This window comes from Mesorhizobium newzealandense (genome assembly GCF_042682145.1).
Taxonomy (GTDB): Bacteria; Pseudomonadota; Alphaproteobacteria; order Rhizobiales; family Rhizobiaceae; genus Mesorhizobium; species Mesorhizobium newzealandense.
The window spans coordinates 597708-612018 of record NZ_JBHUGZ010000012.1 but is presented as its reverse complement, the minus strand read 5'-3'; the positions used below and the strand labels follow the sequence as shown (position 1 = coordinate 612018).

Genomic DNA, 14311 nt, shown 5'->3' with positions numbered 1-14311 from the left:
GCTCAAGAAATCGGAAAGAACGGCACGGAACACGATGTCCGCCCTGGTTAGACAAGGGCTCCTAAAGTCCCAAACGCCCAAAAAGCCACTGTCCGTATAGCCTTCCCACTGGACTATCGCGAGAGGCTCTTCCCGAATCGGTTCACCGATGCCGAACTGACTAGACCCTATGAGCCGCCCCGGGTTTGCCGGAGGCCGTTTCGTTTGAGTCACGCGGCCATGGCTGGTTCTTCCAGCATGGCATGGTAGCGCTCCTCGGCTTCGGCCGGCGGGATGTTGCCGATGGGCTCCAGCAACTGGCGATTGTTGAACCAGTCCACCATTCCAACGCCGCGAACTCGACGGCCTCGGATGAGCGCTATCAGCCCATGACGATAAATGTTAGCACCGTTGCTCTGTTCGCAACGTCCCTGTGTGGTCAGCATCAATCAATCGCGAGATAACGCCTCGACGGGCTTCAAATGCGCCGCCTTTTTCGCAGGGAAAAAGCCAAAGATCGCACCGATCATAACAGCCATGACGCAAGCGACGCTGACTGCGTGCAATGAGATCACCATCGGAATGGTTGTTTCGATGGAGCCGGCGAGCGCGCCAAGGCCGAAGGCGAGGGCGACGCCCGCGCAACTCCCCATGATAGTGATGGCAAGGGACTCGATCAGAAACTGCAACATAATATCGCTCGCCCGGGCTCCTACAGCCATCCGCAAGCCGATTTCGTTGGTGCGTTCGGTGATCGAAACCAGCATAATATTCATCACGCCGATACCTCCGACCAACAGAGCGACAGCTCCGATGGAAACCAAGAGCATCGAGAAAGTTCGCGTCGTCTTCTGGAGCAACCGCCGTAGCTGATCGCTATTGTATGTGAAGAAATCCCGCGTTCCGTGACGCTTCTCCAAGAACGCTATCATGGCTTTCTCGGCAACGTTTGTATCAACGCTCCCATTGATTCGGACGTCTATCTCGCGCAGCCGTTGCGAGCCCGAAATGCGGGAAAACACGCTGAGGTGTGGAATGAACACTTGCGGCTGCCCATCCTGCTCTCCAACGGCACCGACAATCACGAAGGGCACACCCTTGATGACCAGGATCTCACCAATCGGGGTCCTTGAATTGCCGAAGAACGTTCGTCGGGTGTTGCTATCGATGATCGCCTCCGGCAGAGTGGCATTCCCACCGTCGGTGAATCGGTTGCCTTGCGTTATGGGACGGTGCGCGACGTCGAAATAGGCGTTGCTCACGCCCATGATTTCTCCGTCAGCGGTCCTGCTCTCGAACATGAGCTGCCCTGAATCCATGGTCACCGGACTGACACTATTTACGTAGGATTGCTCTGTCAGGGCGGCCGCGTCGTCGCGAGTGAGGCTGTCGGCATGTCGGCGGTTTCGGTCATCCCAGCCGGTGCCAGGGAAGATGCGGATCGAGTTTGCGCCAAGGCTGTTGATCTGGTCGAGAACGATCGTCTGGCCACCCTCACCGAGACCAACGACGGCAATCACCGACATGATGCCGGCGACGATTCCGAGCAGTGTAAGAGCGCTACGCAGCCGATGTGCGGCAACTGATCGCAATGCGATACTGGCAGCCTCGGACGTTCTTCTGAGGAAGCTCGTCAGGAAACCGACATTTTCCGCAACATCAACCAGGTCGCGCAAGGGAGGCGCTCCACTCGCCGCGCTGCGTCGATCAGAGACGATCTGTCCGTCATTGATCTCGACGATCCGATCGGCGTGTCGAGCGACGCACATGTCGTGTGTAACTATGATGATGGTGTGTCCCTCCGCATGAAGGGTCTTCAGGAGGTCCAGAACAAGCTCCCCGTTCTTTGAATCGAGCGCCCCTGTCGGCTCATCTGCAAGAATGATTTCTCCACCGTTCATCAATGCTCGGGCGATCGATACGCGCTGCTGCTGCCCCCCCGACATTTCCATTGGGCGATGATGGAGCCGATCTCCCAGGCCGAGTTGGGTCAGCAATCGCCTGGCTCGGGCTTGCCGCGTCGACTTCGACACGCCGCTATAGATAGCCGGCACCTCGACGTTCGATATTGCGCTCAGCGAGTTCAGGAGGTGATACCGCTGAAACACAAAGCCGAAATGCCTGCGCCTGAGTTCTGCGAGCCCGTCCTGACCAAGGGCCGAGACATCCTGCCCGGCCAAACGGTAAGTGCCGGCTGTCGGGGCATCCAAGCACCCCAGGATATTCATGAGCGTCGATTTGCCGGACCCGCTCGCGCCCACAAGCGCCACGAATTCGCCGCGCTGTACATTGAGATTGATTCTTTCGAGTGCCTCGACGGTTTCTCTGCCCAGGCTGAACGACCGGCCAAGATCGCGGAGCTCTATCAGATGGTTCATCATTCAGCTCGTTGTGTTTGGCTCGGATACGCCGAGCAATACGGTCTCTCCTTGACGAAGGCCTTCAAGCACCTGAGCGTGGATCCTGTCCGTATAGCCAATCCGAACAGGTCGCTCTGCTACCTTGCCGCCTGTGTCCTTCACCTTGACTAGGTATGATCCGTCCGCCTGTCGCAGCGAAAGAGCGGCCCACGGCACAAGTAAGACATCATCCGCACGTCCCATAGAAATGTGCACTTGAGCGGTCATCTTGGGTCGCAGCTTTTCTTCTGGATTCTTCACCCTAAGCACGCCGTGGTAATAGATTGCGCTGTCTTCCGCTTTCTCCGCGGAGCGATCGTTCGCCGGCTCGTCGGCGATGGACGGCGGTGCATATTCAACCGCCTCAAGCGTGGCCTGGTAGCGAGTCTGTGGATCTCCGATGATCGTGAACCACGCGTTTTGACCAGGCCTTGTACGCCAGACGTCGACCTCGGAAATCCGGATCTTTACCGTCATCTCGTCAAGGTTCGCGAGCACGGCGACCGTTGGCGAAGTCTGCGCAGAATTGAGCGTCTGTCCCGGCTCGATCGGGATCGCCAAGATCTTGCCGTTCATGGGCGCTGTGATCCGCGTATGTGCAAGAGCGGCTTGCGCGGACTCAACCTCGACCTCGCTTTGCCGAATCTTGGCTTCCTGCGAGACCAGATCGGCCAATAGCGTCTGGTATGTTTTTTCAGCCTCTTCCAACTCCTTGGTAGTGACTGCATTATGCTTGCTGAGGCTACGCTGTCTGCGGTAGTCGAATTCCGCGAACCGTATTTCTATTTGCTTCAAGTCCCTCTGGGCCTTCATGTCCTCTACCTTGGCCCTCGCAGTTCTAAGGGTGTTTTGCTCTGTCACGGCGTCGATCTCCGCCAGAAGGTCTCCAGGCATGACGGTCTGGCCGACGCGAACATGGATTGCCTTAATCTGGCCCGTTACCTGGGTGCCAACCCGGACCATCGAAGTCGGCTCGAGAGTGCCCAGGGCTAATACGACTTCTTCAACTGAACCTCGCGTAACAATCCCCGTCATTTCGTCGCCTCGCGAGCTTTCCGCGGAGTTCATCGAAAAAAAAGACAGATACGCTGCACATAAAATTATAGCCGCGACCGCCACTAGGACATATATCGATTTTTTTCCCATATGAGATCCATGACACTCGCTATTTACATGCGTACAGAGCAGATAAATTCCTAGAGGTTTCTATTAAGTGACTGGTTTATCGGAAAGTTTGTTCAGATATTAATATGAACAAAACTATAGCCGATATACATAACTATAAACATGAATTGTAGCTGATGTAGATGGCATGTATGGCCGTGTGATGAGAATCCAGGAAGATTATTAATTGGTCAAAATCAAACAAGTTAGCAGAAGATCTAGTTAGGACATTGCGGAACGGTGATGCGCTTATGGAGTGCTCCGCCGATAGCTTGCGCTGCTCAAAAGGACGCATCGGCCGGCACCTTTCGAAAACGGATCTCTTCGAAGCACCTCAAAGGTTTCAATGCTTGTCACCATCACTAGCCCTTCATGACTGTCCTGCAATGCGCGTGCCAACCTTCTATGTCTGCAACGCCACAATCTGGGATCTTCGGTAAGACCGTATGTCCGCTTCTGCCGATGAGGTGGCTCGCCCTACACTGCGCGTCCGAGGGTTGCTCGGACGAGCCGAGCCGATCCTCACCACAGGAGGACGAGCCGTGGCAGACTATAGGGAAGCATTTGTCGGAATTGATGTCGCGAAGTTGAGGAATGCCATCGCCGTTGCGGACGCCGGCCGGGAGGGAGAGGTTCGCTTCTTCGGCGAGGTTGATGCATCGGATGCGAGCATGCGTCGAGTTATTCAGCGGATCGCCGCCAAGTTTGATCGGGTGTATTTCTGCTACGAGGCCGGCCCGACCGGCTATGGTCTCTATCGGCTGATCCGATCGCTCGGCCATGAATGCATGGTGATCGCGCCGTCGCTAATCCCACGAAAGCCCGGCGACCGGGTGAAGACAAACCGCCGGGATGCTCTTTCTCTGGCCCGACTGCTGCGCGCCGGCGAACTGACTGCGGTCTGGGTTCCTGATGAAGGTCACGAAGCCATGCGGGATCTCGTCCGCGCCCGGGCGGCAGCGGTCGAGACGCTTCGGGTCCACCGGCAGCATGTAAGCGCCTTCATGCTCAAGCACGGCCGTATCTATCCGCGCAAGAAGGGCTGGGCGATGCGCTATCTGCGCTGGCTGCAGGAGCAACAGTTCGATCATCCCGCGCATCAGATTGCACTCCAGGAAATGGTCGAAGCAGTGCGCGTGTCGAAAGAGCGGGTCGAGCGACTTGAGGGTGTGATCGAGGAGTTTATTCCGACCTGGTCCCTGGCGCCGATCGTGCGGGCGCTGCAGACCCTGAGGGGCGTCGACCTGATCGTTGCCGTGACATTCGCCACCGAGGTTGGCGACGTACAGCGGTTCGAGAGCCCGCGCCAGCTCATGGGTTATCTTGGCCTCGTTCCCGGCGAACGATCGACCGGTGAGACAGTCAGACGGGGCGGCATCACCAAGGCTGGGAACGGCCGCGTTCGCCATATGCTGGTTGAGAGCGCCTGGACCTACCGGCATCCGCCCAAGGTTGGCAAGGCGAAGCTGTACCGGCTGGAGCAAGCCCCACCGAAGGTGCGCGAGATCGCATGGAAGGCCCAAACCCGGCTGACCACTCGCTATCGAAAGTTGAGCGCACGAGGCAAAAGAACGACGGTGGTCTGCACTGCGATCGCCCGCGAACTGGTCGGCTTCATGTGGGCCGTTGCCAGGGAGGCGCACATAACCTGATCTGGTCGTTGCGGCGACTTACATTCTTCGCGCATGGGCGGAGGCGGGACCACGGCAGGGGAATGCCCGTCAGACGCTTTGTGGCCGGCAACATAGCCGACGCCCGCAGTAAGATAGGAACAGCCCCGGACGCACAATCGGGAATGCGGTAGCCAACCCGCGCATCAGAGCTTGATCACCGACGTCCTTCAGTTCCGCCTCCACCCATGTGCGATCATCAGCATGACCAGCCGTTCCCTTGGATCGGGCGATCCCCTGTGTTCCAAACCTTGACAGCGGACATCAGAGCGCTGTTCTCAGGCCACGGCCTTGAGTTCGTGCGCGGTGATGTAGGCCCAGGGCAGCAACTCGTCGATTTGGCCGTTGGGGTGTCCGTTGACGATCCTGGTGAGGACGTCGGCGAGATAGCCGAGCGGCTCGACGCCGTTGAGCTTGCAGGTTTCGATCAGTGAGGCGACGACAGCCCAGTGCTCGGCGCCGCCATCGGAGCCGGCGAAGAGGGCATTCTTGCGATTGAGCGCGATCGGACGGATGGAACGCTCGACCGTGTTGCTGTCTATCTCGATGCGGCCGTCATTCAGGAAGCGCGCGAGGCCTTCCCAGCGTGAGAGCGCGTAGCGGATTGCCTCGGCGAGCTTGGTCTTCTGGCTGATCAGGCCGAGCTTCTCGCGCAGCCAAGGTTCAAGATCGGCGATGATCGCAACGGTCTTTTCCTGGCGCACGACACGACGTTCATCGGCTGGTCGGCCGCGGATGCCGTCCTCGATCTTGTAGAGTTCGGCGATCCGTTTGAGCGCCTCGCTGGCGATCGGCGCGGGGCCGGCAGCGGCCAGTTCATAGAAGCGGCGGCGCACGTGATGGCATGGACGCCCCCTTCCGCTTCCGCCCTGTGGCGAGGAGTATAGGGCGTGGTCAAACAAAGGATATTGCCATGCCAGATGAAGTTCACGTGGTCGGTCTCGACATAGCCAAATCAGTCTTTCAGGTTCACGGGGCTGACGAGCATGGGAGAGCAATTGTCCGACGGAAGCTCAGGCGCGATGACGTGGAGCAGTTCTTTCGCGTCCTTCCGAGCTGCTTGGTTGGGCTGGAAGCTTGCCCGGGTGCACATTTCTGGGGTCGGCTGCTGCGCAGTATGGGGCACGAGGTCCGCTTGATCCCGGCGCAATACGTTCGGCCCTACGTAAAGACCAATAAGAATGATGCCGCCGATGCGGAGGCGATCTGCGAAGCAGTCACGCGACCGACGATGCGTTTCGTTCCCATCAAGGAAGAGATGCAGCAGGAGATCCTGGTCATCCACCGAGTTCGAGAGATGTTGGTTCGTCAGCGGACCCAGTTGATCAACGCGATCCGCGGTCAGCTGGCGGAATTCGGCGTGATCGGTCCGAACCGGGCACACAACATCGGCCTTCTGACCGTTCTGATCGAAGATGAATCGGAAGCGCGTATTCCGCCTGTGGCGCGGCATGCGCTACGTTATCTCGTCGAACAGCTAAGAGAGGTGAAGACCAAACTCGCCCGGATCGACAGCGACCTGGTTGCCGTCGCGAGAGGTTCCAGCGCCTGCCGACGATTGATGACGATACCCGGGGTCGGCGTTGTCACCGCGAGTGCCCTGGTCTCGTCGATGCGGGATCCGGCCGACTTCAAATCCGGCCGTCATTTTTCCGCGTGGCTCGGGCTGGTGCCCAAGCAGCCATTCCACGGGCGGCAAGGAGCATCTCGGCTCGATCAGCAAACGAGGGAACGGCTATCTGCGCAAGCTGCTGATTCACGGTAGCCGTTCGATCATGCGCTGGCGAGGACGCACCTGGATTTGGCTCGCTAAATTGAGGGACCGGCGGCCTGCCAATGTTGCGGTCGTGGCGATCGCAAACAAGACGGCACGAGTTGTGTGGGCATTGCTGCGATACGGTGGAACCTACGGCGCACTGGCGCGTGAAGCGGCATGATCTTCGCCGCCATTCTAATCGGCCCGGCTTCGGGCTGATGCGGTTGCGAGGGTAAGTAAGCAGGTGATGGCAAGACCGGGCGTACCGGGACCGGGTGAACCCGTTGGGCGCATCGAGCCTCGAGCTCGCGCAACGTGATTGGGGGCCGGTTCGCGGATATTCCATCAAGGCCCGTGGCGCAGGGTGCTCCACATCGTAGAGGCCGAATAGATGACTGCAGCCGCAGGCATTGCCGAAGCCGCGCATAAAGTCCTTGCAAAGTCGGGGGCGTCCATAGATGTGCCCAGCAGAATGCGAGCGTTACCCCGCTCTTGTCGGCGAGCACGCGATAGCCGCCATAGCCATCAACCTGCAGGATGCCGGTGAAGCCTGCGAGATGGGCGATCGGCCGCTCCGCCTTGCGGTCGGGCGCGTAGACATAGGCGACGCCGGGCGGATCGGCTCCGTCCCATGCCCTACACAGCGGCGTTGGGGCCATCAGGCAGGCAAAACGACATCATTCTGGTCTACCGAAACTGAACAAGTGATTGCCCACGACGGATGAGATCGACAAGCGTTATTTTGTGACGAGCCCTGGAACCTCCCCGAGTATGTTCTTTGGTTCGACCGCGTCGCTGGTGTTCTTCCGTCCCGATCGCCCCATTTCACAGCCGCCGGGCGCAGGAGCAGTCGAGGGTGGCCGCGTTTTACGCGGCCACCGCAAGGCTTGGCCTTGATCGGCCCGAGCACGGCGGCATGCTCGATCGGATCGGGGGTGCAAAGCCCCGAGGGCTGGCGCAACTGGAAATACCCGCCGCAGTCAGCTATTGTCGTCCAGCGCGGGCGACCTCGTGGCGAAGCGTGGTGCACCGGCTGAAAGCGCCGCCGGGCCGCCTTATTCGAGCCTTGCCGGACTGAGGCGCCCGCGCCCTTTCCTTTGGCGGGCGCGGGCGCCAAGCCTCGACGAAGTGTTCGTAACCCTCCTGGGCCCGCTCGGCGACACGCATCTCTTGATTCCAAAGTTCCTTGACATTGTAAGCATAGGTCGGACCGCGGCGGTTGCCTTTCTTATGCGGCTTGACGGCCTGCAGCTCCATGTTGCGCATCTTGTGGGCGACCAGACTGGATCGCGCCCAGAGGTAGTCCTCTTGCTGCGTCAGCATATGCCGGCAAAGAACCGCCAATTTTCGTGCCACGTCGACGGCAGCAATCTGAGGGCCACGCTTGGCCCGGATTCGCGCTCACGGCTCAACCGGGCGAGTCGCGGAGGCGGCCAGCTACTAACCGAGCTCGCAGCTCATCGTGTGCATCGGCCTGCCCCCACCTTCGTGCTCCCGGTGCCTCCGTCCCGGATGGTCGCACCATACGCCGCGCATCAGAAAAGCGTAGCCGGACATCGGCACCAAGAATCTCATACCGGTTACAAACGAGATGGAAGTCTATTCCTCACCAAGGAATCCTGCCTGAGCTCCAAGCCTTTCGATCCTGCCCCCCGCATACCCAGCGCTGAACGGCCTCAGCTGCCCACTTACGTTGGTCTTGGCGGTTTGGCGCGGATGGCTTTAACCAAGGTTGCGGCCTACCTTGCTGGGTCTTTCGACTTGTAACCTAAGCTGCCGAGCAGGCGATAGCCGCCTCAAGCAAGAGCAAGGCGACGGCGCTCTGTTTCTTTTCGCCGGCAACACCTGCCAGAAGGTGTTGCGCGGGGCGTCATCGAGCAGGCAAGGACGAACTCCCAGCTTCAACGGCTCGACCGCAACGTGGTTTGCCCACGTTCTCTCTCTCTCTCTCTCTCTCTCATGCCGACGACGAGGCTGGACTGCTCCCCTTTGGATTAACAGCAAGCAAGATCCGAAAGTGCGGATGGCCTGACCTGCGGTAGGCCGCAGCCTTTTCAGTATCGCTAACAATTAAAACAGTTCGGAGTTTCGTTTCTGCATCCGGGAGAACTCATTCGTCAGCTAGTCGTCAACTAAACGGTCTATCTAGACCTGCGCGGTTAACCGGCCTGAACTCAATTTCGAAGGATAGGAGTGCGAATCGTCATGTATGGTCGAATTGGTGGCTCGTCCGACGTCCGCTACACGCGTAATGCCAGCGGGCAAGCAGATGCAGAAAATCAAGAGCTCGGGGACATGTTTGCCCGGATGCACTTAGCCGGATCCGATTCCAGCGGCGACTCATCGTCGGCGGCTACGCAACCGTACTCCCTCCATCCCAGACCTCCGGTGGTGGAGATCGACAGGTCTTCTTTCACGAGGGAGGTGAGGCAATTTCATGGCGATGAGATCATGCACATCGCCGACAATCCACAAGAGTATTCGGAATTCGTATCCTCCCGAGCCAGACGCGCTGCGGACGTTGCTAGGCAATACGGCATTCGCCGAGACACGGAGCACGCGCGATATTTCAGCTACCAATTGGGAAACCAGAGTGCCGGACTGCTGAGAACGGAAGGCGGATTCAGAATGACTGATTTCGAATCCGACAGTTGGCGGCAACAATTTCCTGGCCGAACCGAGGTCACCTCCATAGTGGATCTACAGGTCGCTCATCCGCTGGCCGAGAATGCAGGCGATATTCTGCTGGAGCATCAACTTCGGATGGACGGCGAACGACCGTTGCTGAATTGGCGTGCGGCTAATCCAGAAGCACAAGCCCGCGCAGCGACGATGGGGTTTGTTGAAGTAGATGATTGCGATATGGTCCTTGACCCTACCCAGCATCCCGAAAAGTGGACGATGAACAGTGCCGGTGAATGGCAGCGTGCAGACAAACCGCCGCTCTATCTCTGCAAAACTGAGGACAGCGAAAGCAGTGATACCGAGAGCGCATCAGGTTCACCCAGATGCTCGTACGAGGATGACTTTATGTGACCGGACTCTTGTTGGATTTAGTCGCGATGGCGGGCGCCGCATCTGACTATATATGCTGTCCCATGTCATGCGCATAAGCGAAGCCGCTCGTCGGCAATGGCAGTGCGCGCAGCGAGCGGTATCCATTTGGCGTGGGTTCGCTAGCGGAGCCATTACCGCCTGCGCACCACAGGTTTTCTTTATGAACTTCGTAGATCCGAACGGTTTGTGATGACGGCATCAGCGAACGACTTGGCGCCGTCTTCTCCGACGCCATAGTCCCAGATCGAGTCAATCGAAACGCGCCAAGCTGAAACGACGTCGAGCCGCTCGGCTACCTGGCCGACGTGTTCGCCAGGATCATCACCGGCTACCCCAACAGCCCGATCGGCGACCCTCTGTCTAGGCGCATATATCGCCATGCAAGCAGTCCAGCAGCTGAAAACGACGTCTGCCGCGGCCCACGCCGGCTTCCGATTACATAGGGTAATCGCGGGGTTGGGAACACTGGCGCGGTTGCGATGCGTTGGAAGGATGGTTGCCCCCTATAGGATGAAATACGGGCTCACGACCACATAGCCGAGCCCAGCATCAAACGGGAGACAACCATGAAGCAGTTTATCGGCCTCGACGTGTCATTGAAAGATACATTCGTCTCGTGCGCGAAGGAGGCAAGCGGATCTGGCGCGGAAAATGCCCGTCCGATCCGAAACTGATAGCACAGGTCATCCGCAAGCGTGCTCCGAACGCCGAACGTGTCGTGTTCGAATCGGGACCCCTGGCGGTTTGGTTCTATCATGCGCTGACGCTGGAAGGCTTGCCGGCGATCTGCATTGATGCCCGCCATGCCAAGGCGGCGCTGGATATGGCGCCGAACAAGACCGATGCAAATGACGCGGACGGGCTCGCGCATCTTGCCGAGGTCGGCTTTTACCGCGAGGTGCGAGTGAAGAGCTTTGACAGCATGCTGGTTCGCACGCTCGTCGCAGCGCGCAATCAGCTGCTCAAGATGACAACCCAGCTGTCCAACCAGATCCGCGGTCTGATGAAGACGTTCGGCCTGGTCGTCCCAAGGGTGCGGGACGCGTGTTCGAGGACCATGTGCGCAGCCTGCTAGCGAACAATGCTGGGCTACAAGCAGATTATCATGCCGTTGCTCGATGCCTGGAGTGCGCGCCCGCGCTGCCGAATTGAGCAAGCAGCTTGTCGCTTCGGCCAGCTCGAGTGAGCAATGCCAGCTGCTTGCGTCGATCCCGGGCGTCGGCGCGGTGACGGCTTCCTCCTTCGTTGCGGCCATCGAGGATCCGGAAAACTTCAGAAAGTCGCGCTCGGTCGGCGCCTGGATCGGCCTAACCACCAGACGTTACCAATCGGGCGAAGTCGATTACGACGGTCATATATCCCGGCGGGGCGACAACCATCTACGCGGACTGTTGTATGTGTTGATGGCTTTTCAAAAGCGCGTCTAAACGACGACAAGCGTTTGGTGCTTGTGGACGGAACAAAAAGGCGGCCTTTGCAGGCCGCCGAGTGTGGAGGATGTGTGCTTTAGAGCGAGGACGGGGTTTTTTCGATATCGCTGTGATCGGTCGGTGTTCGTTGCTGCTCCTGGATAAGTTCCTGGAGTTGGACGCCGTAGTGAGACCAGATGCTATCGGCGAGATCGTTGAGGAGCTCGAAGACAGCGAGCGCCTGTTCGGGTGTCCATTCGGGATTGATGAGGAAGTGGATACCACGACTGAGGCCGGACGGTTGAGGATCTGGTTTCATGCTGCGGGCACCTTTTCGCCGGAGGAGCGGCTGGTGCGTTTTTCGCGCTGTGCCTTTGATCGCTCGGCCGCTTCCTTGAAGCGGTAGGAATCGCCTTCGATGGAGATCACCTCGGATCGGTGCATGAGGCGGTCGACGAGGCTGACGACGCAGGCGGCATTGGGAAAGACCTCCGACCAATCAGCGAAGGGTCTGTTGGTGGTGATGATGGTTGAGCGTTTTTCGTAGCGCCGGCTGATGAGTTCGAACAGCAGGTCCGCATGACGGTTCGAGTAGGACAGATACCCGACCTCGTCGATCGCAAGAACGTCGGCGGCGGCGTAGTGGTGAAGGCGTCGGCGCAAGGCTGCGTCGCTGTCGAGGGCGGCGAGTTCGCCGAGCATCTCGCTGGCGGTTCGGAAGACGACGGTGTGACCGCAGATGAGCGCCTGGTGAGCGACATTGCGAGCAAGTGTCGATTTCCCGACGCCGTTGGGGCCGATAAAGACGATGTTGGCGGCATCGTTCATGAAGGACAGGGTCATCAGATCCTCGACGGCGGCGCGGTCGATGCGGCGAGGCCAGTGCCAGTCATAATCGGACAGTTGCTTGAAGTGGCCGAGCCTGGCGGCACGCGTGCGTCGCCGCATCGAACGGTCGGAGCGCTCCTCTTCTTCCCATTGAAGGACGGCGGCCAGCCAGTCCGCGTCAGCGATTTCGTCCCAATGGGTGATCAGGCCATTGAGGCGCAACGCCTTGGCCCGGTTGAGCAGGATGTCGGGATTATTCATCATCTTTGCCTCCAAGGGTCAGTTGGTCGTAGCTGTCGAGGCGATGCGGCCGTACCGTCGTATCCTTGCGCCGCACGTGTTCGGGCAGGCTCGTTTCGACCGGCGGCGGAGCACCGCGGGCGACCCGGCGGCGTTCCAGTACGTCGCGAACCGACCTCGAATGGGAGGCGCCGGCATGCAAAGCTTCCTCGACGGCGGCCTGCAGTTCCTGCGCGCCGTACAGGTCAAGCAGTTTCAGCAACGCGTTTGTGATCGCACCGATATTGGAGCCACGCTCGGCGGCCCGGATCATCAGGGTCTGGCAGGCCGGCACGGCGCGGGTCAGGCTGTTGAGGCCGCGATGCTGGCGCGCCTCGCGCTTGATTGCGACGAGTGCCTTGAGGTGCTGAGGGTCCTCGATCTGCTGGTCGCGATCATAGCTGCGACGGTGACTGGCGATCATCTTTGCGCCGTCGAAGACGCGGACCAGGCCGAGATCGGCGCGCACGCTGAGCGTGCGCCGGACATGAGCATGCGGTACCGAGTAATCGTTGAGGTCGAAGCGCACATAGGGCGTTTTGCCAACCTTGGCGGCGACCTGCTCCTCGACGGGGTATGGGTTGGCGGGCAGCGGCAGAAGCAGTGGCTGCTCTTGCGCAAACGCCTGGCGGACCGTCATCGTCCGGTCCTCGGGGCATGGCCGGTCGGCTGCCTGGTTGCGGCACCACTGTTCGGCCTGGGCGTTCAGATCGTCGAGATCGGTGAACTTGCGGGCGATGAAGAATGCTTCCCTTATATGCCGTATGGCGCGCTCGACGCGGCCTTTTTCGTTGCCCCGGGCAACCGCGACAGGACGTGGCTCGAACCGATAGAAGCCGGCGAAGGCAAGCAGCGTCGGATGGAAGCGGATCGCATCGCCCTGGCGCTCGAGCACCGCACTCTTGAGATTGTCGTAGAGCAGGACCCTGGGCAGCCCGCACCATGTGTTGAACGCGCCGACGTGACCGCGCAGGAAGTTTTCCATGCGCGCGTCGAGGAAGAAGCGCAGGTAGATGTCGCGTGAGTAAGAAAGCACCATCACGAACGCCATGAGCGGCCGGCGGGCGTTGCCGATCTCGATGTGACCGAAGTGGGCCCAGTCGACCTGTCCCTGCTCGCCCGGCAATGTGCGCAGCCGCAGGAACGCCTCGGCCGGCTTGCGGGGACGGTGCAGGGCGACCAGGTGCCGAAAGTGCGTCGGCAAGCCCCGGTAGCCGCGCTCGCGCACCATCGCATAAAGGCGGCTGGCGGTCAGCGAGGGGAACTTTTCCAGCGTCTGCTCAATGAATGGAAGATACGGGTCAATGATTGAGGCTCTCTGCAGCGGCTTGTGCCGGGGCAATCCCGCCTGGGCCAGAACGCGATGCACCGTCGTGTGATGGACATGCAATTGCCTGGCGATGGTGCCGCAGCGCCACTTCTCGGCGTGATACAGGCGCAGGATCTGCGCTTCCAGTTCGGGGCTGATGGTCATGATACGGGCTCTCCGTCTGCGTAGTCAGCTTCACGGGCATAACGAGGCCCCCGGCGACGCACGAAGCCGGTGCGAACGAACGGCGACAGTCGACAGTCGCAGCGCCGACAGCACGGCGTGGGCATGACCGATGTCGTCGCCCGCCCGGCGACGTCAGCAAAAGCAGCGACGACATCGTTCGAGGGACTGACCAGTAGTGAACCGGCAGGAGATGCAGGTGGAGAATGATGCGTCACTTTATTGTGCCGAGCCCGATATCGTCGGGCCCGGACCGCATGAGCCAGGCGTCCCCGGCG

The 14311-nt window shown here is 59.7% G+C and carries 8 protein-coding genes and 5 pseudogenes; 4 read left to right on the top strand and 9 right to left on the bottom strand.

Annotation, left to right across the window (positions count from 1 at the left end; all coding sequences use genetic code 11):
* Positions 1-209: 209 nt before the first annotated feature.
* From ACFSOZ_RS19430 to ACFSOZ_RS19420, 3 genes and pseudogenes are all read right to left on the bottom strand, one after another.
* Positions 210-358: pseudogene (locus ACFSOZ_RS19430) on the bottom strand (IS3 family transposase); the annotation flags it as partial.
* Positions 359-428: 70 nt separating this feature from the next.
* Positions 429-2357, bottom strand: coding sequence for an ATP-binding cassette domain-containing protein (locus ACFSOZ_RS19425; RefSeq protein WP_095084244.1), 1929 nt, complete (start codon positions 2355-2357; stop codon positions 429-431).
* Positions 2358-2360: 3 nt separating this feature from the next.
* Entirely contained in the window at positions 2361-3413 is a 1053-nt protein-coding gene (locus ACFSOZ_RS19420) for an efflux RND transporter periplasmic adaptor subunit (protein ID WP_167391999.1), read from the bottom strand.
* A gap of 671 nt (positions 3414-4084) precedes the next feature.
* On the opposite strand from ACFSOZ_RS19420, the gene ACFSOZ_RS19415 reads away from it, so the two are divergent.
* A complete protein-coding gene (locus tag ACFSOZ_RS19415) occupies positions 4085-5194 on the top strand; it encodes an IS110 family RNA-guided transposase (RefSeq protein WP_465264467.1) in 1110 nt (369 codons plus the stop codon).
* Positions 5195-5490: 296 nt separating this feature from the next.
* Here ACFSOZ_RS19415 and tnpC read toward each other — a convergent pair.
* A pseudogene (gene tnpC, locus ACFSOZ_RS19410) lies at positions 5491-6051 on the bottom strand (IS66 family transposase); the annotation flags it as partial.
* Positions 6052-6125: 74 nt separating this feature from the next.
* Between tnpC and ACFSOZ_RS19405 the strand changes: the two are divergent.
* Positions 6126-7149: pseudogene (locus tag ACFSOZ_RS19405) on the top strand (IS110 family RNA-guided transposase).
* A gap of 274 nt (positions 7150-7423) precedes the next feature.
* Here the strand turns inward: ACFSOZ_RS19405 and ACFSOZ_RS19400 are convergent.
* Both ACFSOZ_RS19400 and ACFSOZ_RS19395 read right to left on the bottom strand, forming a co-directional pair.
* Positions 7424-7606: pseudogene (locus ACFSOZ_RS19400) on the bottom strand (IS66 family transposase); the annotation flags it as partial.
* A 346-nt stretch (positions 7607-7952) separates the two neighbouring features.
* A complete protein-coding gene (locus tag ACFSOZ_RS19395; protein WP_378976377.1) occupies positions 7953-8291 on the bottom strand; it encodes a hypothetical protein in 339 nt (112 codons plus the stop codon).
* Between the two features lie 882 nt (positions 8292-9173).
* On the opposite strand from ACFSOZ_RS19395, the gene ACFSOZ_RS19390 reads away from it, so the two are divergent.
* Positions 9174-10004: an Effector protein NopP gene (locus tag ACFSOZ_RS19390; protein ID WP_095082018.1), complete on the top strand. Its 831-nt coding sequence runs from the start codon at positions 9174-9176 to the stop codon at positions 10002-10004.
* A 587-nt stretch (positions 10005-10591) separates the two neighbouring features.
* Positions 10592-11422 (top strand): annotated as a pseudogene (locus ACFSOZ_RS19385) (IS110 family RNA-guided transposase); the annotation flags it as partial.
* A 109-nt stretch (positions 11423-11531) separates the two neighbouring features.
* Here the strand turns inward: ACFSOZ_RS19385 and ACFSOZ_RS19380 are convergent.
* The 3 genes from ACFSOZ_RS19380 to istA are packed head-to-tail and all read right to left on the bottom strand — an operon-like array spanning position 11532 to position 14015.
* Complete coding sequence (locus tag ACFSOZ_RS19380) at positions 11532-11753, bottom strand: hypothetical protein (protein WP_379016657.1); 222 nt, start codon at positions 11751-11753, stop codon at positions 11532-11534.
* Entirely contained in the window at positions 11750-12526 is a 777-nt protein-coding gene (istB, locus tag ACFSOZ_RS19375; RefSeq protein WP_206073656.1) for an IS21-like element helper ATPase IstB, read from the bottom strand. The genes ACFSOZ_RS19380 and istB overlap by 4 nt, the downstream gene beginning before the upstream one ends.
* On the bottom strand, positions 12516-14015 hold the full coding sequence (gene istA, locus ACFSOZ_RS19370; RefSeq protein WP_095085188.1) for an IS21 family transposase: 1500 nt from the start codon (positions 14013-14015) through the stop codon (positions 12516-12518). Before istA ends, istB begins: the two co-directional genes overlap by 11 nt.
* Positions 14016-14311 lie beyond the last annotated feature (296 nt).